Below are 19,389 nucleotides of genomic sequence, written 5' to 3'. Positions count from 1 at the left end.
AAACAGTGGTGCACGGCTGTCGTCAGCTCGTGTCGTGAGATGTTGGGTTAAGTCCCGCAACGAGCGCAACCCCTATCTTATGTTGCCAGCACTTCGGGTGGGAACTCATGAGAGACTGCCGCAGACAATGCGGAGGAAGGCGGGGATGACGTCAAGTCATCATGCCCCTTATGACCTGGGCTACACACGTACTACAATGGGCTTTAATAGAGGGAAGCGAAGCCGCGAGGTGGAGCAAACCCCAGAAACAAGCTCTCAGTTCGGATCGTAGGCTGCAACTCGCCTACGTGAAGTCGGAATCGCTAGTAATCGCAGGTCAGCATACTGCGGTGAATACGTTCCCGGGCCTTGTACACACCGCCCGTCACACCACGAAAGTCGGAAGTACCCAAAGCCGGTGGGGTAACCTTCGGGAGCCAGCCGTCTAAGGTAAAGTCGATGATTGGGGTGAAGTCGTAACAAGGTAGCCGTATCGGAAGGTGCGGCTGGATCACCTCCTTTCTAGGGAGACATACACTAGCACAAGATGCTAGATGTCACACTAGGTCGACACTTTGGTCACTTTTATTGTTCAGTTTTGAGAGGTCAACTCTCAAAAGTTAGTATTGACAAGTAGTGAAATGCTTTATATACTTACTAAGCACTATTTTCTAAGAAAATCGATGGATAACAAGGAAAACGAATGAGGCGAAGTCGAAGCGTAATGGTAATTACGTGAGACAAGCGGAATGAGTTTGACGAAGTTAGGCGTGATTTTATAGAAAATGAAGATGTTCTTTGAAAACTGCATAGAAGATAATAAATTATTTATGATTTGGTCTCTTAGAGTTGACTCTAAGGGTTAGACCAAGCACATAGATTCTCTAAATTAACTTATAAGGTGAGAGCATCCGAAAGGATGACTCTAAAGCAAAAGACATAACCATATGTCGCTATCAAGTAAAGATAGTAAGGGCATACGGTGGATGCCTTGGCTATACTGGCCGAAGAAGGACGCGGTAAGCTGCGAAAAGCTACGGAGAGGTGCAAGCGACCATTGACCCGTAGATATCCGAATGGGGGAACCCGGCAGAGAAAAGCTCTGTCACCCATACCAGAGAGTATGAGGAGGGCACCTGGGGAACTGAAACATCTAAGTACCCAGAGGAAAAGTAATCAAACGAGATTCTCTTAGTAGCGGCGAGCGAACGGGGAAGAGCCCAAACCGGACTGGTTCGCCAGACCGGGGTTGAGGACTGCTAACAAGCATAAATGGGATAGACGAACCGACTTGGAACGGTCGGCCGAAGAAGGTGACAGCCCTGTAGTCGAAATCCTGCATATGTGGAGCAGTATCCAGAGTACCACGAGACACGTGAAACCTTGTGGGAAGCAGGGGGGACCACCCTCCAAGGCAAAATACCAGTATGGACCGATAGCGCATAGTACCGTGAGGGAAAGGTGAAAAGCACCCCGGGAGGGGAGTGAAAGAGAACCTGAAACCGTATGTCTACAAACAGTCGAAGACCGTATAATTGCAGGTCGACGGCGTGCCTATTGAAGAATGAACCGGCGAGTTACTGTCACTAGCGAGGTTAAGCGGAAAACGTGGAGCCGAAGCGAAAGCGAGTCTGAATAGGGCGAGGAGTTAGTGGTAGTAGACCCGAAACCGTAGTGATCTATCCATGGCCAGGTTGAAGCACAGGTAAAATTGTGTGGAGGACCGAACTCGTGAGCGTTGAAAAGCTTTGGGATGAGTTGTGGATAGGGGTGAAATGCCAATCGAACACGGAGATAGCTGGTTCTCCCCGAAATAGCTTTAGGGCTAGCCTCATGGTAAAGAGTATAGGCGGTAGAGCTCTGATCGGGCTAGGGCCCACACCGGGTACCGAACCTAGTCAAACTACGAATGGCTATACTTATACATGGGAGTCAGACTATGAGTGATAAGGCCCATAGTCAAGAGGGAAACAGCCCAGACCACCGACTAAGGCCCCCAATGCTGCATTAAGTGGCAAAGGATGTGGAGTTTCCAAAACAACCAGGATGTTGGCTTAGAAGCAGCCACCATTTAAAGAGTGCGTAATAGCTCACTGGTCGAGAGACTCTGCGCCGAAAATGTCCGGGGCTAAAATGCAGAGCCGAAGTCGTGGCAATGGTAGTAATACCATTGGGTAGGGGAGCGTTCTTATTGGATTGAAGCAGTACCGGAAGGAGCTGTGGACTGGTAAGAAGTGAGAATGCCGGTATGAGTAGCGAAAAGAAAGGTGAGAATCCTTTCCACCGAAAGCCTAAGGGTTCCTGAGCAACGATCGTCGTCTCAGGGTAAGTCGGGACCTAAGCCGAGGCGGAAAAGCATAGGCGATGGACAACAGGTTGAAATTCCTGTACTAGTATGAATTGTTTGATCGATGGAGTGACGCAAACAGGTAGGTTAGCATGCGATTGGAAGTGCATGTTTAAGCGTGTAGGTTGAGTAATAGGTAAATCCGTTACTCTAAAAGCTGAGGCGTGATGACGAGCTCAAAAGAGCGAAGTAATTGATCCTAAGTTGCCGAGAAAAGCTTCTAGGTAGAGACATACTACCCGTACCAAAACCGACACAGGTAGGCGGGGAGAGAATCCTAAGGTGCGCGGGAAAACCCTCGTTAAGGAACTCGGCAAAATGCATCCGTAACTTCGGGAAAAGGATGACCCATGTAGTGTGAAAGCTTGTAACGGCTGGAGCATGAATGGGTGGCACAAGAGAGGCGCAAGCGACTGTTTACCACAAACACAGGTGCCTGCTAAAGCGAAAGCTGACGTATAGGTGCTGACACCTGCCCGGTGCTGGAAGGTTAAGAGGAGGGGTTAGGAGTAATCCGAAGCTCTGAATTGAAGCCCCAGTAAACGGCGGCCGTAACTATAACGGTCCTAAGGTAGCGAAATTCCTTGTCGGGTAAGTTCCGACCCGCACGAAAGGTGTAACGACTTGCGCACTGTCTCAACGAGGGACCCGGTGAAATTGAAGTACCTGTGAAGATGCAGGTTACCCGCGACTGGACAGAAAGACCCCATGGAGCTTTACTGTAACTTAGGATTGATTTTAGTTAATGAATGTACAGGATAGGTGGGAGACGTAGAAGCTAGGGCGCTAGTCTTAGTGGAGTCGCTGTTGGGATACCACCCTTTGATTAATTGAAATCTAACGGGAAGAGTAACGACCTTCCGGACAGTCCTAGGTGGACAGTTTGACTGGGGCGGTCGCCTCCTAAAGAGTAACGGAGGCGCCCAAAGGTTCCCTCAGAGCGGACGGAAATCGCTCGAAGAGTGTAAAGGCAGAAGGGAGCTTGACTGCGAGACCAACAAGTCGAGCAGGGACGAAAGTCGGGCTTAGTGATCCGGTGGTGCCGAGTGGAAGGGCCATCGCTCAACGGATAAAAGCTACCCTGGGGATAACAGGCTAATCTCTCCCAAGAGTCCATATCGACGGGGAGGTTTGGCACCTCGATGTCGGCTCATCACATCCTGGGGCTGAAGTAGGTCCCAAGGGTTCGGCTGTTCGCCGATTAAAGTGGTACGTGAGCTGGGTTCAGAACGTCGTGAGACAGTTCGGTCCCTATCCATCGCGGGCGAAAGAAACTTGAAGGGGGCTGCTCCTAGTACGAGAGGACCGGAGTGGACGAACCGCTGGTGTACCAATTATCCTGCCAAGGGTACAGTTGGGTAGCTACGTTCGGGACGGATAAACGCTGAAAGCATCTAAGCGTGAAACCAGCCTTGAGATGAGGTTTCTCATAGCATAAGCTAGTAAGATCCCATGTAGACGACATGGTTGATAGGCCAGGTGTGGAAGTGCTGCAAGGCATGGAGCTGACTGGTACTAATAGATCGAGGGCTTTACTTAAACAATAAACTTGTAAGTTACTATATTATCTTTCTATGTAGTTTTCAGGGAACACCCTGACAAATTCAGTGACGATGGCTACGAGGAACCACCTGTTCCCATCCCGAACACAGTAGTTAAGCTCGTAAACGCCGAAAGTACTTGGCTGGAAACGGCCTGGGAGGATAGGAAGTTGCTGATTAAGAAAATAAAGAAGACGCCGAAAGGCGTCTTTTTTATTTTCTCATTCAATATATTATTTTGGCCTGGCCGTTTCCAGCCAACATGACTCAAGTAATATCTATGGAAGAATACCATAGGGCTGGGATCCCCAGTGAACCACTTTCATAGGAGTATAGCGACGCATGAAAGTGTGTGAATCGGGGAGCTCCTGGCGTAAGATTTTGAAGCCCAAAGGGCGCACAAAATCCACAGCCAGGAACAAAGCAGGAAAAGGAAAATATAAAAAGGTAAAAAAAGAAGAAGCGACGCATAAATCATAGAGCATCGCTTAGTTCCTGGCGTAAGATTTTGAAGCCCCAAAGGGGCGCACAAAATCCACAGCTAGGAACAGGAAATCGCAAATGATAAAGCTTTATCTATAAGTTATGTCAGTCTACAGTGGGATAGTAGTAATTAAAATGCTTTTTATAGCTGTATATTTCTCTAGAGTTTACTTAGTTATTTATGATATAATCTGATCGGATTAGTAACTATGAATCCACGATTACATTTATTCTAGGAGTTTATATTATGACCACACTCGACAACTTTAAAATACAAATCCAAGAAATGATGGACATCGACTACCGTTCATTCATAGTAGCTCTTGTTAGTATTGAAACAGGAGAAACCAATAAAGATAAATTACATACTCTATATGATACATATATGGATAGTGATGACGTAACCTTGTTAAATGAATTTTTTAATAAATAGTATTGTACAGACAATAACTGTATACATAAAACTATCATAAGCTATACTTGAAGAGCTAATTTGAGTATAGCTTTTCTAATTAATAGATAAGTCTTTATTTTAATTTAAAACTGAACTAATATGATATAATATAGTAAATTAAGATATTAGCGTTTCTTAATTTTGATATAAATGGGTACAATTTTGATACCTTTTGTATTGACATATTTTCTGTACAGGTGAATTTAAATTGTTATTATCTTGTAATTAATGAATGTGTAAGTGATAGGTGAAGTATGGACGATACAAATATTCTATATGATGAAACAGACCCAAAATCTATTGAACGCTATGCGAAACAATTAATAGGAAAGACCTTTAAAGATATTATTTGTAGCGAAGAATTGAATGATGAAGAGTTTATTAGTTTTGCAAACTTTGCTAGAAAGGGTGGTCTAGGAAATTTAGTAGAGAAGCATTTCTTTCAATATGATATTAATAGTAACTCTGAAGCAGATTTTGAAAAGGCGGGGGTCGAGTTAAAAGTTACTCCTTATGAAATGACAAAAAAGAATACTTATAAAGCTGGTGAACGATTGGTATTAACTATGATATCCAATACTGAGCCAGTAGAGGATGATTTCTATAAATCCCACCTTTGGCAAAAATGTAGACTCATGCTTTTAATGTTCTACTTAAGAGATAGATTGCTAGCTGATAAACTAGATTATGGTATTAACTTTGTAGGTCTATTTGAACCAGTTGATAAAGACTTAGAGATTATAATTAATGATTACCAACTTATTATTGATAAAATAAAATCGGGAAAGGCTCATGAGCTTTCTGAAGGAGATACACTATATTTAGGAGCATGCACAAAAGGTGCAACGGCAGCATCTAGTATGTCTACACAATATTATAATCCTGATGTACCAGCAAAACGTCGTGCGTTTGCTTTTAAACAAAGTTATATGACCTATGTACTAAATAATTATTATGTAGGAAAGCATGATGTGGCAGAGTCTATCCTAACTGATACTAACGAGACAAATCTAGGTAAGGTATTAACTGATAAGATTAAACCATATATAGGTAAAACGGAAGAAGAATTATGTCAAATCTTTAACTTAATGGATTCTTCTAATAAAGCTCGACTGAGTTTACTAGTATATCGGATGTTGGGTGTATCTTCTAATCAAGCTGAGGAGTTTCTTAAGGCTAATATTGTTGTCAAGACGATTCGAGTTAACAAAAATAATAAAATCAAAGAAAGCATGTCTTTTCCATCTTTTAGTTTTAAGAAACTAGTAGATGAAGAATGGGAAGAATCTGATTTATGTAAATACTTTGAAGAAACTAAGCTATTCTTTGTTGTATATACTGAAAATGATACAGGAGAATGTGTATTAAAAGGTGTTAAGCTTTGGAATATGCCAGCTAAGGATATAGCTTTATTAGAAGAGTTTTGGAAAGACGTACAAAAGATTATTAAGGATGGTATAGAACTGATTCCTACAAAAAATAAAAAAGGTGATTATGTAGTTAAAAATAATTTACCTGGTAAAAATAGTCACCCTATTAGTCATATTAGACCACATGCATCTAGAGCATTTTATCAACTAGAAAATGGAATAACCTATGGAAAAGGATCATTGGTAGATGCTGATGAGTTACCAGATGGTCGTTTTATGACTAAGCAGTGTTTTTGGCTAAATAATTCGTATGTATTAAGTGTTATTAAAGATTTATTATAATTTTCTTAATCTATTAATTAGTGTATATGATTAGGATAATTCAAAAGGAGAAAGTAATGAAACTGACCGTAGTTGAACTATTTGCGGGTGTTGGTGGATTTCGGGTTGGTCTTAATCATGTAAATGAATTTGATTCCGAGACAGGTCTTGCCATTGAGCAAGGTGATTGGAGTTTTGTGTGGGCTAATCAGTGGGAGCCATCTACTAAAGTGCAACCAGCATTCAATTGTTATACTACTCGATTTGGTGTGGGAAATCATAGTAATCAAGATATTAATACAGTAGATAAAGAGACTATTCCGGATCACACATTATTAGTTGGTGGCTTTCCATGTCAAGATTATTCTGTAGCAAGAACACTGTCGAAGGAAAAAGGCATTGAAGGTAAAAAAGGTGTTTTATTTTGGGATATAAAAGATGTTGTAGAAAAAAAACAGCCATCCTTTGTTGTATTAGAAAATGTAGATAGATTACTTAAGTCACCAGCTAATCAAAGAGGTCGTGACTTTGCTATTATGTTAAAAACATTTGATGAGTTAGGATATCATGTTCATTGGCGAGTTATCAATGCAGCTGATTATGGGATGCCACAAAAGCGTAGAAGGGTTTTTATTCTTGCCTATAAGAGAAATACCTTTTATGCAAATACTAATCAGCAAAAAATTCAAGAAATTGGTATTGAAGAGTGGTTCTATCAACAGGAGTTTTTTAATAGTATATTTCCAGTGCAAAAAGTTTCAAAAAATTTAGTTCAAAAACATATACAACAGTATAAGGATATTGTCGAAGTTAGTGATAGTTATAACCAGGGTAAGTTTTTATTATCTGGTTATATGGCTGATGGTGAAATTTATAATAGCGATGTAGAATCTATTGTTGAAGAAGTATATCCGCTGAAAAAAGTAATAGATATTGCAAAGAAAAATGAAACACAATCGTATACTTCCTATATTATTAGTGATGACAAGGTAGAGAAATGGAAGTATCTAAAAGGTGGCAAGCGGATTGAGCGCATTCGTCCTGATGGTGGTATTTATTACTATTCAGAGGGAAGCATGAACTTCCCAGATGATGTAGATGTGCCAGGTCGAACGATGTTAACTAGCGAAGGAACAGTTAATCGATCATCTCATATTGTGTTAGATGAAGATTCTCAAAAGTATAGAACTATTACAGAAGTTGAAGCAGAACTACTACAGATGTTTCCGCCTAATTGGACTAATACAGGAATGACAAAACGAAATAGATATTTTATGATGGGGAATGCCTTAGTAACAGGTGTAATAAGTAGACTAGAGCCATACCTAAAAGAAATAATTTTACAAGAGGGTAAATAATAGCTCCCCAGAAAGGACATCATATGGATCTAAAGGATATAGAGTTTCTTGAGTCTGAAATAAGTGATACAACCGAGTTAATACATTCCAAATCAATGTTGTCTCACCGAAATATGACTTTAGTTCAGGTATATTTTGTGGCAAAAGATGATGCGTTTTTATACTTATGTGAAGATATAATTCTTCATGAGGGAGATCATGTCTATGTTTCTGGTAAAATGAAGGATACGTTAGGTATAGTTGTAGATGTACGTCATCAATTTAAAGTAAGACCTTCAAAATATGAACGAGTCATTGCTAAGATCGATACCCAATTACAAGGGGAATTTAAAATCTTCAATCGACTGTTATTGAGCTTTGACCGTAAAAGTTTAGGTAAAGAAAAAATCAGTCAATGGTTTTTTCCTCCCCAAGGTGAAGAACCATATATTTCTACATATAGACCGGATCCATTTCCACTAGATGATCTAACTCAGTTTCCTATAGAGCATGCTCGAGTAGAGAGAGGATTACAATATTATAAAGAACAACGAGTTGTATATATGTGTATCGATGATAGATATGGATATGCCATTATACGTGGATCAGAGTACTATGAGGTAGAATTTGAATATAATAATGGAATCATTGAAGATATCTCATGTAGTTGTTATTGTGATGGACATTGTAAACATGAATTTGCAGTTTTATTAGAACTACAGTATATGCTACAAATAGTAGAAAAAGAATTTAAAAACGAATACAGTAAAAACAGATATTTAGCGACGATTGATAAAGATGTGTTGTGGCAGATGAGTGTACGATGGACTAATAAAGGAACTATTATTTTTCATAATCAAATAGAACCTATTATCGTAAATTAAGGAGGACCCATGCAAGAACATAAACTTTCATCGGAAATGAAATTCGATGGTAAATTGATTAAGGTAACTTATGATGTAGCAGAGGTCAATGGCAAGGAAGCTTGGCGTGAGGTGGTACATCATCCAGGGGCAAGTGCAGTGGTAGCCATTGATGAAGACAATCGCATTATTATGGAAAAACAGTTCCGCTATGCATTGAACGATTATTTATTGGAAATTCCTGCCGGTAAATTAGATGCTGGTGAAGATCCTTTGGTATGTGCGAAACGTGAGCTAGAAGAAGAAACTGGCATTATCGCATCGGAATGGATTAGTCTTGGTACTATTGCAACATCTCCTGGCTTTTGTAATGAAGTCATTCATTTGTATGTGGCAAAAGGGCTTTCCAAAGGGGAAATCCATTGGGATGAAGATGAATATGTGGAAGTTGAGCGATATAGGTTCGACGAATTGCTACAACGCATTAAGGAAGAGAAAATCAAAGATAGTAAATCTTTATCCGCGTTGTTATTAGCTATGCCGTATTTGAAATAACGAAAGAATGCCTAGGAGTCTAACTTCCTAGGCATAGATTGTTTACGAGTGTTTAACAAAGAGGAGGTCTCTATGTTTAAACGAATTATAACTATCGTTACAGATAGTGTAGGAATAGGTCACAGCCCAGATGCAGAACGTTTTGGAGATACGGATGCTAATACCTTGGGCCATATTGAAGAGGCCGTAGGGCCTTTGCAGATTCCGAATTTACGAAAATTAGGTATCAGTAGGATTGCAGATATTACACCGCAACAAGATACAGTGGTGGGTGCCTTTGGTCGCATGCATGAACAAAGTACAGGGAAAGATACCACCAGTGGTCATTGGGAAATGATGGGTCATCCTGTGAAAGTTCCTTTCCCAACGTTTTATGATGGATTTCCACAGGCGTTAATGGATACTTTCACGAAAGAAACTGGCTATGGATTCCTAGGCAATGAAGCGGCATCGGGGACGGAAATCATTGAGCGCCTAGGGGAAGAGCATATGAGAACGGGGAAACCCATTGTGTATACATCTGCCGACTCGGTGTTTCAAATCGCCGCTCATGAAAGCATCATTCCTTTAGAGGACCTATACAAGATGTGCCAAATTACACGGGAACGAGTATGTATTGGGGATTACTATGTTGGGCGCATCATTGCTCGTCCCTTTGTAGGGGAGCCAGGTCGTTTTGTGCGTACCTCAAATCGTCATGACTATAGTCGATTGCCAGAAGGACGTTTCGTGTTGCAAGCCTTACAAGATGCGAAAGTGCCGACTATCGGAGTAGGAAAGATTGGAGATATATACGCTCATATCGGTTTGGATCAATCCTTTCCAACAAAATCTAATTCTCATGGCATGAACCTAGTAGCTGCCTTGTTGGGGCATACTGCAGATGGTACACATAGTATGCAAGATACATCAGATACTACGTTAGAAGGTAGATTTACTCATGGCTATATGATGGTCAATCTAGTAGAGTTCGATAGCTTGTATGGACATCGTCGTGATGTACAGGGCTATGGACGTGAGCTTGAAATGTTCGACTATCAACTAGGGGGATTACTAGAACTATTGACGGAAGATGATTTGTTACTGATTGCGGCAGACCATGGTAATGATCCGACTTGGAAGGGAACAGACCATACACGGGAACTCGTGCCACTCTTGGCGTACTCACCATCTTTCACAGGGCCCATTGATCTAGGGGATAGACGTAGCTTTGCAGATATTGGACAAACTATATTGAAAAACTTTGGGGTTAAAGAATCATTTGCAGGGGAAAGTTTTTTACAATTATTAGCAAAATAAAGGAGAGGCTTACTTTTTATACAGTTAGGCTTATACTGAGCCCTGAGTTTCACGGGTGTAAAAATAGAGTAAAATAATAAAGCTAAACATAGCAAAAGAGGCTATCAGTACTGAAGAAATTTCTTCCTGACTGATAGCCTCTTTTTTGAGTACATGTACCTTCAAAATCTTACGCGCGTGTAATTTTATCAGAACGAAGGCAGCGTGTGCAAACGTTAACTCGTTTAGTTTCGCCGTCTACAATTGCTCGTACTCTTTGGATGTTTGGTTTCCAAGTTCGTTTGGAACGGATATGGGAATGAGAAACATTCATACCCGTAGTAGTGGATTTACCACATACTTCGCAAAGGTTTGCCATTTGTTTCCACCTCCAAAGTGTTTACTACTAATATAACATATGTATTTTATCATAAAAGGGCATAACAATGCAAGTGCATTTGTTCCTTTTAGATAAGATTATACTAGCTTATTAACTATATACTAAAATAGTAAACACTGTCAAATTTTATTAAAATATGACTTGCGTTTAATTTAAACAAGATGTATAATTTAATCATAGAAGGACACTTTGTTATATAACCTAACTCACGTAACTCTTTTACAAAGTGCCCTTCTTTTTTTGCACCTATTTTTAGGCAGAGTTCATATTGTATTGTCTCTCTATGGTATAATATAAAACATCAAGTAGCTGCTACGTATGATAGTGTGTCATAGGATAGATACACACATAGATGCATACCATACATAGATACAGTGAGGCTGGTTATGACAGAGTATTAGCGAGTGTTTACAGCATGGCGATTCTTATGTATTAAGCAACCAATACAAATTAGTCATGTAGCAGGCTTTCAGAGTTGATAGAGTAGAGGGTACTTTTAGAAAAAAGGAAAGAGTACAGATAGAATATGAACGAACAATTGCAATCTATAAAAAGTGTGGGACCGCAACGAGTGAAACAATTGAATAAATTAGGAATCTATACGGTAACAGGTTTATTGCATTATTTTCCACGTACTTTTGAAGATAGACGGCAAGTGTATACGACCTGTGAAGCTCCTATAGGAGAGATGGTAGGTGTGACAGGGCAGGTATTACGGGTCAGTGAAAAGCGACCAAGACCACGTATGCATATTTTAACGGTTACTCTATCTGATGGAATACGTCAATTAAACTTGACCTTTTTTAACCAAGCCTATAAGAAAAACTTTTATAAACCAGGTCAACATATCTATGCCTATGGGAAGATAGAACATGCCTATGGTGCTTACCAAATGAATACACCACAAGTGGAAATGATAGAAGAAGGACAAATCATAGATCGTAGTATTGTACCTGTCTACGGTTTGACGGAAGGCATGAAACAGTGGGGGATTCGCGTAGCCATTAAAAATTGGTTTGACCATAATTCCACGTTAGAAGACGTGGTCCCTCAAGATGTGATGGGAGACAAGTTTACTATGAGCCGCTATGATGCCTTTCGAGAAATGCATTTTCCTACATCGTGGGAACGCTACCAAGAGGCACGCAAACAATTAGCCTATGAAGAACTATGGATTATGCAAATGGGATTGTTACTACTAAGAGCTCACGAGCAAGGTCAAGGAGGCTTTCCTATGACAAAGAATGGATCTTTGGTGGAACGAATTAGGCAAGGCTTACCATTTACTTTGACAGGGGATCAAGAAAAAGCATTAGGGGAGATTGCTAAGGATATGGAGCAGCCCCAAGCTATGCAGCGGTTAGTACAAGGTGATGTAGGCTCTGGTAAAACGGTAGTAGCTGCTTTGGCGCTAGCTAAAGCAGTAGAAAATGGATTTCAAGGGGCGATTATGGCGCCGACGGAAATTTTAGCCACACAACATTTTGAAAGCTTTCAGGAACTCTTTCAAGATGCTCCGATACGAATGGCATTGTTGACGGGTTCAACGAAAAAAAAGCAAGATCTCTATGAAGCTTTAGAACGAGGAGATATCGATGTCTTAGTAGGTACCCATGCATTGATTCAAGATAGGGTTATATTTCATCAATTAGGGTTAATTGTAGTGGATGAACAACATCGATTTGGTGTAGAGCAGCGGGCGAAACTACAACGAAAAGGAGACCATCCTCATGTGCTAATCATGACGGCAACCCCTATACCACGGACTATGACCTTATCCATTTATGGAGATTTAGAAGTTTCTTTGATTAAGGAAATGCCTCCTGGTCGTAAACCAGTGAAGACCTACGCCGTGGATTCGTCCTATAAAGAGCGATTGTTGCATTTTTTTGAAAAAGAAATGCAAGCGGGTCGTCAGGTCTATGCCGTGTGCCCATTAGTGGAAGAGTCTGAAAAAATGGATTTGCAAGCTGCGGAACAGATTGCTTATGAATATAAAGAATACTTTGAGCCACACTATCGTGTAGGTTTGGTGCATGGTCGCATGCGTCCAAAGGAAAAAGAAGAAATTATGGATGCGTTCTATCGTCGAGAGATTCATTTGTTAGTATCGACTACGGTGATTGAGGTAGGCGTGAATGTGCCGAATGCGACGATTATGTGTATCCATAATGCGGAACGGTTTGGTTTATCCCAGTTGCATCAATTGCGAGGTCGTGTAGGTCGTGGATCAGCACAGGCCTATTGTATTCTGATTAGTGATAGTAAAAATCCTGATAGCAAAACTCGACTTTCACTGATGGAACAAACGCAAGACGGATTTGAACTAGCAGAACAAGACTTGCTTATCCGTGGCACAGGGGAATTATTTGGCTTGGCTCAGTCAGGTCTGCCAGATTTGAAAGTTGCGAACATTATCAAAGATATACCGATTCTTGTAGAGGCACGTGAAGATGCGAAGGCTTATTTGCAAGCTCATGGCTTTGATGAAGTGCAAGAAATATTACGACATCAAATGGAATCTCGTTTTGGTCCACAATATATGCGTATTTTGTATAGCTAAAGTTGTTTATTAAGGGCTATCTATGATACAATAAGGTGAGATTTTATCTGTAGCATGGTGCTATAGATATCTAGTGGTGAGGGAGGAAAGACTCATGCCTATTATTCATGTAGAACTTGTTGAAGGTCGTACTTTTGAACAAAAGAAAGCTCTTGGCGAAGCGATTACAAAAGCAACTGTAGAAACTGTAAAAGTACCGGCAGAAGCAGTAAAAGTAATTTTCGTGGACATGAAAGCTGATAACTATATGGAAGCTGGCGTTATGCGCTGCGAAAAGAAATAATTAGGAAAATTACCTACCAGAAGGATAGGTCTATGACAGGGTATAGTCTCTTTCATATGTCCTGTCCTTCTTGTTTACATACTAGAGTAGATGAGGTGAATGGTGCAGAATCAAATACATGTGCTATCCGTCCCAATTGATGTGGTAACGATGACGGAAGCCGTAGATAGAGTGCTTTCATTAGTGGGACAGCCAAAATTACATATGGTGGCAACGGCCAATGCAGAAATGATTATGATGGCACAGGATGATCAAAGATTGTTAGAGGTTCTGCAACAAGCGGATCTCGTTGTACCGGATGGAGCAGGTGCTTTATGGGCAGCTGAGCAACAAGGACAGCGTTTTCCAGAACGAGTGACAGGTTGTGACCTATTGCAACAGTTATTGAAGGCAGCTAAAGCACATAATGTTAAGATATACTGTTTAGGTGGAGCTGAGGGAGTTGTCAAAAAAGCCTTAGAAAATATGACAGCAGAACTTGGAGAATTGCCGGTAGTGGGATATCATTCTGGATATTTCACAGCGGAGGAAGAAGTAGACATTCTTGATGAGATTCAACGTAGTGGCGCTCAATTAGTGTTTGTTGCCTTTGGGGTGCCGAAACAAGAGTTTTGGATTCAAGAAAAATTAGCCCAATTAGATGGTGTAGTTGCCATGGGAGTGGGCGGTTCTTTCGATGTGTTAGCGGGCATGTTGAAACGAGCTCCTGTATGGATGCAAGAAAACCGCTTAGAGTGGTTATATCGCTTGGCATTACAACCGAAACGTATCATTCGTATGTTAGCATTGCCTAAATTTATGTGGACTGTATGGCGCCATAAACATTGATACAGAGAAGTTGTATCTTGTTGGAGCCATCACTAGTTAAGAGAGGTTTAGTATGGGTTTGATTGTTAAAGAAGGATATCCTTTAATCGGTGCTTGTCTTGTTGTGACAGCACTGGTAGGCTACTTTCTATCATGGTGGTTAGGAATTATATCATTTGTACTGGCATTATTCTTTACTTATTTTTTCAGAAATCCTAATCGCCGTATTCCTCATGATCCAATGGTGTTAGTATCACCTGCAGATGGGAAAGTAATGGAAGTAGTAGAGGTGTTTGAGGACACATATTTACATCAACAATGTAAAAAAGTAACGATTTTTTTATCTGTTTTTGATGTCCATGTGAATCGGGCGCCAATGGCAGGTGAAATTACGTTTCGACAATATACAGAAGGTCGTTTCTTACCTGCCTATAAAGATTCAGTAGGATATGAAAATGAACGTCATACAATTAGCATTAAAAATGACAAGATGGAAATTGTGGTGACACAGATTGCGGGCTTGTTGGCTAGACGTATCGTGTCTTGGACAGATGTAGGAGATACCTTGGAGCAAGGTACCTTGTATGGTATGATTAAATTCGGTTCTTGCACAGAGCTATTTGTTCCATTAGACGTAGAGATTTGCGTCACAAAAGGGCAACATGTAGTTGGTGGAGAAACGATTATTGGGAGGGTGAAAGATGAATAAGTCTATATTTCCCAATCTTTGCACAGCAGCAAATTTAGCCTTCGGTGTGATAGGCATTAGTTTATCTGCTACAGGTAATTTTACTTGGGCAGCCATATGTGTGCTTTTGTCCTTATTAGCCGATGGCTTAGATGGACGTATTGCTCGTGCTTTGGGTGTTTCTGGAGATTTTGGCCGTGAATTAGATTCTTTAGCCGATGTAGTTGGCTTTGGCGTATCTCCAGCTTTTATGCTGTATATGATGAGTTTGGATCACTATGGTTGGTTAGGCTATGTGCCATTGTTGGTATTCTCTGTGTTGGGAGCTTTCAGATTGGCACGATTTAATATTATGACAGAAGAAGTACATGGTTATTTTCAAGGGTTACCGATTCCTGCAGCAGGTTGTATGGCAGCTACCTATGTGTTAAGTGGTGTTCGTATTCCTGATGTGGCGTTGATGTTAGCTATGATATTCGTAGGTTACTTGATGGTTAGCAATGTGCATCATCCAGATTTCAAAGGGAAAGGTAGCGATCCAGTGCAACCGATTGCTGTAGGTATTACTGTAGGTTGTGGTGTGTTTTGTTTATTGATGGACTATCGCTCCTGGCCGGTTTTGATTTTTGTATTATATGCTGTATATGGTATTAGTAATACTATCATCAACAACATTCGTAAATAGGAAGGAACTAGAATGAATTACGTTTGGTTTGACCTAATTATGATTCCCATACAGGTAATTATCGTATTTTATACCTTGTATTACTTTGTGTTGATGGTCTGTGGCATGTGGCATAAAAGTGATAAAACAGAATGTCCGCCGAAACATTCCTTTGCTATTATTGTCTGTGCCCATAATGAAAGTGCCGTGATAGGTCAATTGGTGAATAATCTACAAGTCTTAGATTATCCTCGCCACTTATATGATATCTTTGTGGTGGCAGATAATTGTAAAGATGACACCGCTAAGATTGCTCGTGAAGCTGGTGCTGAAGTGTATGAACGTTTTAACACAGAAGAAGTGGGTAAAGGCTATGCCATGGGCTGGATGTTTGACAAAGTATTCGCCATGGAACGCAAGTATGATGCATTCGTAATTTTTGATGCGGATAATCTAGTGCATCCTCATTTCCTCTATGAAATGAATCGTCATTTGGAAAAAGGGGAGCCAGTGATTCAAGGGTACTTGAATGCGAAGAATCCAACCGATACATGGGTAGCTGGTACCTTTGCCATTGCCTTTTGGATGGTCAATCATATGTGGCACTTGGCGAAATATAACTTGGGACTTTCCACAGCCTTGGGTGGTACAGGTATGTGTATTCGTACAGATATCATCCGTGATTATGGTTGGTCTTGTAATAGCTTGACAGAAGATATGGAATTTTCTTTGAAATTGTTGATTCATGGGGTGAAAACAACATGGGCTCACAATGCTATCGTATATGATGAAAAGCCACTGACCTTTATGCAGTCTTGGAATCAGCGGAAACGTTGGGCTCAAGGGCATTTTGATACAGGAGAACGGTATATTCCGAAACTCTTTGTACAAGGTATTAAGAAAGGAAAATGGACGATTCTAGATGGGATTGTGCAGATTACACAGCCCTATTTCTTGTTACTGTCCGCCTTTTATATTATTATGACCTATATCAATGGTATTGTACCGTTGTATACGAATATTATTTACCAAATTTTGCCAGTGCAAGTATGGCAGATTATCGGTATTGGACAATATTTATTTCCACTCATTGTGTTAGCACAAATTAAAGTGCCACCAAAAGTTTGGATCTATTATCTATTGTATCCGCTATTCATCTATTCTTGGGTACCCGTTACCTTCTTAGGATATTTGAATCGCCACGATAAAGTATGGTCTCATACACAACATACTCGTGGGGTAGAACTAGGGGAAGTGAAACTAACCCGTATGGGCGATACCAGTCGAAAAACAAAAGAATAAGATATGATAAGAGCAACAGGATGTGAAAATTCTGTTGCTTTTTTTGTAATAAGAAAGTGCTTACTATTCTTAAAATTTACTCTACGCAGTGCCCATTCTCTATGCTATAATGTATATTACGTATCAAATAATGTAGTATATATTATTCATAATGGAAGGGAAGACAAATGATGCCACCAGAGTTAGAAGAACCGCATCAAGGGCTCGGTTCAAGACAGAAAAAACGTATTATAGGAGTCAAACCAGGTCAGTTTGTGAAAGGCCTTGACGGGCTAAAAGGGTTAGCCATTCTAGGGGTCACGATCTTTCATTTATTTCCCCATGCAGCCAGTGGCGGGTTCATGGGGGTTTCCCTTTTCTTTGTCTTATCGGGGTATTTATTAGCTTTCACCACAAATCAACAATGGAAGGTGGGAAATTATAGCATTTCCAAATTTTTTCAGCGTAGAGCAGAGCGGATTCTTATCCCCTTAGTGTTGATGGTGACGGTCATATTAGGGCTATGGCATTTACTATTACCTGAAAAACTAGCGGGCATACGCCCAGAAGTGATTTCCATTTTGCTGGGCTATAATAACTGGTGGCAAATCGCACAAAATGCGGACTATTTTACCCGTTTAGTAAACACATCGCCATTCACCCATATGTGGTTCTTAGGGGTAGAAATTCAATACATTGTCATTTGGCCAATTCTATTTTGGATCTATACAGCACTGAAAAGACAATGGAGTTATACCATCGGTCTAGTATGGATGTTGGTGTTAGCATTAGGTTCCTCTGTCACTATGCCTCTACTATATACAGAGGGTATGGACGTATCTCGTTTTTATTACGGCACAGACACACGGCTATTCGCATTGCTATTGGGTGCCTTTTTGGGATTGCACCGGAGTGAACAAAAACTATATCCTTTGGGCACTATGAAAGGAAATGTTATCAGCAGTGTACTCCTACTGGTAGGTATCATTGTAACAGTGCTAGGGTACATCTATTTAGATGGGCAAAGCCCTTCTCTTTACACCTATGGCATGGTAGCATTTACTTGTCTATTTGGGTTCATGGTGTGGTTAGTAGAACGTCCTAACACGCCACTTGGAAAACTGATTGATGTGCCACTCCTCGCATGGTTTGGTAAACATAGTTATGGATTATTTTTATGGCAATATCCAATGATTTATCTCTTTGAACATATGGGTTTCATGGAATATTTTGCATCACCCATAGCCTACTATATCGTCTTAGTATCGGCTATCATAGGCCTTACACTTTGGTCTGAAGCGGTGACGAATTGGTGTGTCCGTCAACATAGTGTCCGTGCTATTGTGGATGTCGTTCGTTCCTACTATGTGAAAGTTGTTTCTATCGTGGGGGCTATTTGTATTGTCCTAGGTATGTATGCATTTGCTACAGCATCAGAAGAGAAGCAACAAGATGTGACAGAATTGCAAGTGCGATTGGCGAAGAATGCAGAATCCCAAGCTGCAGAAAATGCGAAGGTAATCGATTTGTCTACTGTCAGCGATCCACAAGATATGGTGCATATGGCAGCCATTGGTGATTCCGTCATGCTTGGTTCCGCGCATGCATTACGAAAGGACTTTGCAGGTATACAAATTGATGCCAAAGTATCTCGTTATGTAGGAGCAGGTTTAGGGATTGCAAAGCAAATGGATGCTAAGCAACAATTAGGCAATGCGGTCCTTATTGGCCTTGGCACGAATGGTCCCATTACAGGCTATTATGAAGATGAAACAAAAGCATTAGTGCAGTATTTAGGGTCCAATCGTCAGATTTTCTGGATCAACAATTATGCGCCAGGCATCCAATGGATTGAAGCCAATAATACATACTTAACTAAGCTTGCCAAAGAACATCCGAATGTGCATATCATCGACTGGGCTAGCCTAGCAGCAAAACATCGTGACTGGCTTGGAGATGACGGTATCCATCCTAATGATACAGGTGTGAAAGAATACTCTAAATTTATCCATGATGAAGTAAAAAAAGTATTGCTCCAACAAGAAGAAACAAATAAAAAACAGAAAAAGCGCTAAGTACTTATCTTACGATAAGGGGAATTAGCTAGACATGCCAATATATAAGGGTTGTAACAATATGTAGATTCTACATCTTTGTTATGGCCCTTTTTTGATT

Annotated in this window: 14 protein-coding genes and 3 rRNA genes; 16 read left to right on the top strand and 1 reads right to left on the bottom strand. The window is 40.5% G+C overall.

Going from position 1 to position 19,389, the window contains the following annotated elements; translation table 11 throughout:
* The 9 genes from HMPREF9200_RS05715 to HMPREF9200_RS05675 all read left to right on the top strand — a co-directional run.
* Positions 1 to 501 (top strand): 16S ribosomal RNA (locus HMPREF9200_RS05715); the annotation flags it as partial.
* A 437-nt stretch (positions 502 to 938) separates the two neighbouring features.
* Positions 939 to 3,865 (top strand): 23S ribosomal RNA (locus HMPREF9200_RS05710).
* A gap of 64 nt (positions 3,866 to 3,929) precedes the next feature.
* Positions 3,930 to 4,046, top strand: a 5S ribosomal RNA gene (gene rrf / locus HMPREF9200_RS05705).
* A gap of 551 nt (positions 4,047 to 4,597) precedes the next feature.
* Positions 4,598 to 4,783, top strand: a complete 186-nt coding sequence (locus tag HMPREF9200_RS05700) for a hypothetical protein (protein WP_009353840.1) — start codon at positions 4,598 to 4,600, stop codon at positions 4,781 to 4,783.
* A gap of 275 nt (positions 4,784 to 5,058) precedes the next feature.
* Complete coding sequence (locus tag HMPREF9200_RS05695) at positions 5,059 to 6,516, top strand: Sau3AI family type II restriction endonuclease (protein WP_009353841.1); 1,458 nt, start codon at positions 5,059 to 5,061, stop codon at positions 6,514 to 6,516.
* A gap of 56 nt (positions 6,517 to 6,572) precedes the next feature.
* Positions 6,573 to 7,853 (top strand): DNA (cytosine-5-)-methyltransferase, encoded by a 1,281-nt coding sequence (gene dcm, locus HMPREF9200_RS05690; protein ID WP_009353845.1) that lies wholly within the window; start codon positions 6,573 to 6,575, stop codon positions 7,851 to 7,853.
* A gap of 23 nt (positions 7,854 to 7,876) precedes the next feature.
* Entirely contained in the window at positions 7,877 to 8,716 is an 840-nt protein-coding gene (locus HMPREF9200_RS05685; protein WP_009353858.1) for an SWIM zinc finger domain-containing protein, read from the top strand.
* A 9-nt stretch (positions 8,717 to 8,725) separates the two neighbouring features.
* Entirely contained in the window at positions 8,726 to 9,250 is a 525-nt protein-coding gene (locus tag HMPREF9200_RS05680; protein ID WP_009353833.1) for an NUDIX hydrolase, read from the top strand.
* Between the two features lie 72 nt (positions 9,251 to 9,322).
* Positions 9,323 to 10,549, top strand: a complete 1,227-nt coding sequence (locus HMPREF9200_RS05675) for a phosphopentomutase (RefSeq protein WP_009353827.1) — start codon at positions 9,323 to 9,325, stop codon at positions 10,547 to 10,549.
* A gap of 169 nt (positions 10,550 to 10,718) precedes the next feature.
* Here the strand turns inward: HMPREF9200_RS05675 and rpmB are convergent, their stop codons facing one another.
* Positions 10,719 to 10,907 carry a 50S ribosomal protein L28 gene (rpmB, locus tag HMPREF9200_RS05670; RefSeq protein ID WP_038144954.1) on the bottom strand — a complete coding sequence of 63 codons (189 nt, stop codon included), beginning with the start codon at positions 10,905 to 10,907 and terminating at the stop codon, positions 10,719 to 10,721.
* Positions 10,908 to 11,454: 547 nt separating this feature from the next.
* On the opposite strand from rpmB, the gene recG reads away from it, so the two are divergent.
* From recG to HMPREF9200_RS05635, 7 genes are all read left to right on the top strand, one after another.
* Positions 11,455 to 13,491 (top strand): ATP-dependent DNA helicase RecG, encoded by a 2,037-nt coding sequence (recG, locus tag HMPREF9200_RS05665; RefSeq protein ID WP_009353822.1) that lies wholly within the window; start codon positions 11,455 to 11,457, stop codon positions 13,489 to 13,491.
* A 94-nt stretch (positions 13,492 to 13,585) separates the two neighbouring features.
* Positions 13,586 to 13,774, top strand: a complete 189-nt coding sequence (locus HMPREF9200_RS05660; protein ID WP_009353866.1) for a 4-oxalocrotonate tautomerase — start codon at positions 13,586 to 13,588, stop codon at positions 13,772 to 13,774.
* A 102-nt stretch (positions 13,775 to 13,876) separates the two neighbouring features.
* Positions 13,877 to 14,602, top strand: coding sequence for a WecB/TagA/CpsF family glycosyltransferase (locus HMPREF9200_RS05655; RefSeq protein WP_141558207.1), 726 nt, complete (start codon positions 13,877 to 13,879; stop codon positions 14,600 to 14,602).
* A 52-nt stretch (positions 14,603 to 14,654) separates the two neighbouring features.
* On the top strand, positions 14,655 to 15,290 hold the full coding sequence (locus HMPREF9200_RS05650; RefSeq protein WP_009353867.1) for a phosphatidylserine decarboxylase family protein: 636 nt from the start codon (positions 14,655 to 14,657) through the stop codon (positions 15,288 to 15,290).
* Entirely contained in the window at positions 15,283 to 15,954 is a 672-nt protein-coding gene (gene pssA / locus HMPREF9200_RS05645) for a CDP-diacylglycerol--serine O-phosphatidyltransferase (RefSeq protein ID WP_009353835.1), read from the top strand. Before HMPREF9200_RS05650 ends, pssA begins: the two co-directional genes overlap by 8 nt.
* 12 nt (positions 15,955 to 15,966) lie before the next feature.
* Positions 15,967 to 17,235: a glycosyltransferase family 2 protein gene (locus HMPREF9200_RS05640; RefSeq protein WP_009353839.1), complete on the top strand. Its 1,269-nt coding sequence runs from the start codon at positions 15,967 to 15,969 to the stop codon at positions 17,233 to 17,235.
* A 167-nt stretch (positions 17,236 to 17,402) separates the two neighbouring features.
* Positions 17,403 to 19,289, top strand: coding sequence for an acyltransferase family protein (locus HMPREF9200_RS05635; protein WP_009353842.1), 1,887 nt, complete (start codon positions 17,403 to 17,405; stop codon positions 19,287 to 19,289).
* Positions 19,290 to 19,389: the final 100 nt, after the last annotated feature.

The sequence above is a fragment of the Veillonella sp. oral taxon 780 str. F0422 genome, assembly GCF_000221605.1.
In the GTDB taxonomy this organism is placed as follows: domain Bacteria; phylum Bacillota; class Negativicutes; order Veillonellales; family Veillonellaceae; genus F0422.
The sequence above is the reverse complement of the archived record's forward strand: the minus strand, read 5'-3'. Positions and strand labels throughout refer to the sequence as shown.

Coding starts and splice junctions, on each gene's coding strand:
- dcm (WP_009353845.1), top strand. CDS start 6,573: ATGAAACTGACCGTAGTTGAACTATTTGCGGGTGTTGGTGGATTTCGG.
- rpmB (WP_038144954.1), bottom strand. CDS start 10,907: ATGGCAAACCTTTGCGAAGTATGTGGTAAATCCACTACTACGGGTATG.
- HMPREF9200_RS05635 (WP_009353842.1), top strand. CDS start 17,403: ATGATGCCACCAGAGTTAGAAGAACCGCATCAAGGGCTCGGTTCAAGA.
- HMPREF9200_RS05700 (WP_009353840.1), top strand. CDS start 4,598: ATGACCACACTCGACAACTTTAAAATACAAATCCAAGAAATGATGGAC.
- HMPREF9200_RS05640 (WP_009353839.1), top strand. CDS start 15,967: ATGAATTACGTTTGGTTTGACCTAATTATGATTCCCATACAGGTAATT.
- HMPREF9200_RS05675 (WP_009353827.1), top strand. CDS start 9,323: ATGTTTAAACGAATTATAACTATCGTTACAGATAGTGTAGGAATAGGT.
- HMPREF9200_RS05680 (WP_009353833.1), top strand. CDS start 8,726: ATGCAAGAACATAAACTTTCATCGGAAATGAAATTCGATGGTAAATTG.
- pssA (WP_009353835.1), top strand. CDS start 15,283: ATGAATAAGTCTATATTTCCCAATCTTTGCACAGCAGCAAATTTAGCC.
- HMPREF9200_RS05660 (WP_009353866.1), top strand. CDS start 13,586: ATGCCTATTATTCATGTAGAACTTGTTGAAGGTCGTACTTTTGAACAA.
- HMPREF9200_RS05685 (WP_009353858.1), top strand. CDS start 7,877: ATGGATCTAAAGGATATAGAGTTTCTTGAGTCTGAAATAAGTGATACA.
- HMPREF9200_RS05650 (WP_009353867.1), top strand. CDS start 14,655: ATGGGTTTGATTGTTAAAGAAGGATATCCTTTAATCGGTGCTTGTCTT.
- recG (WP_009353822.1), top strand. CDS start 11,455: ATGAACGAACAATTGCAATCTATAAAAAGTGTGGGACCGCAACGAGTG.
- HMPREF9200_RS05695 (WP_009353841.1), top strand. CDS start 5,059: ATGGACGATACAAATATTCTATATGATGAAACAGACCCAAAATCTATT.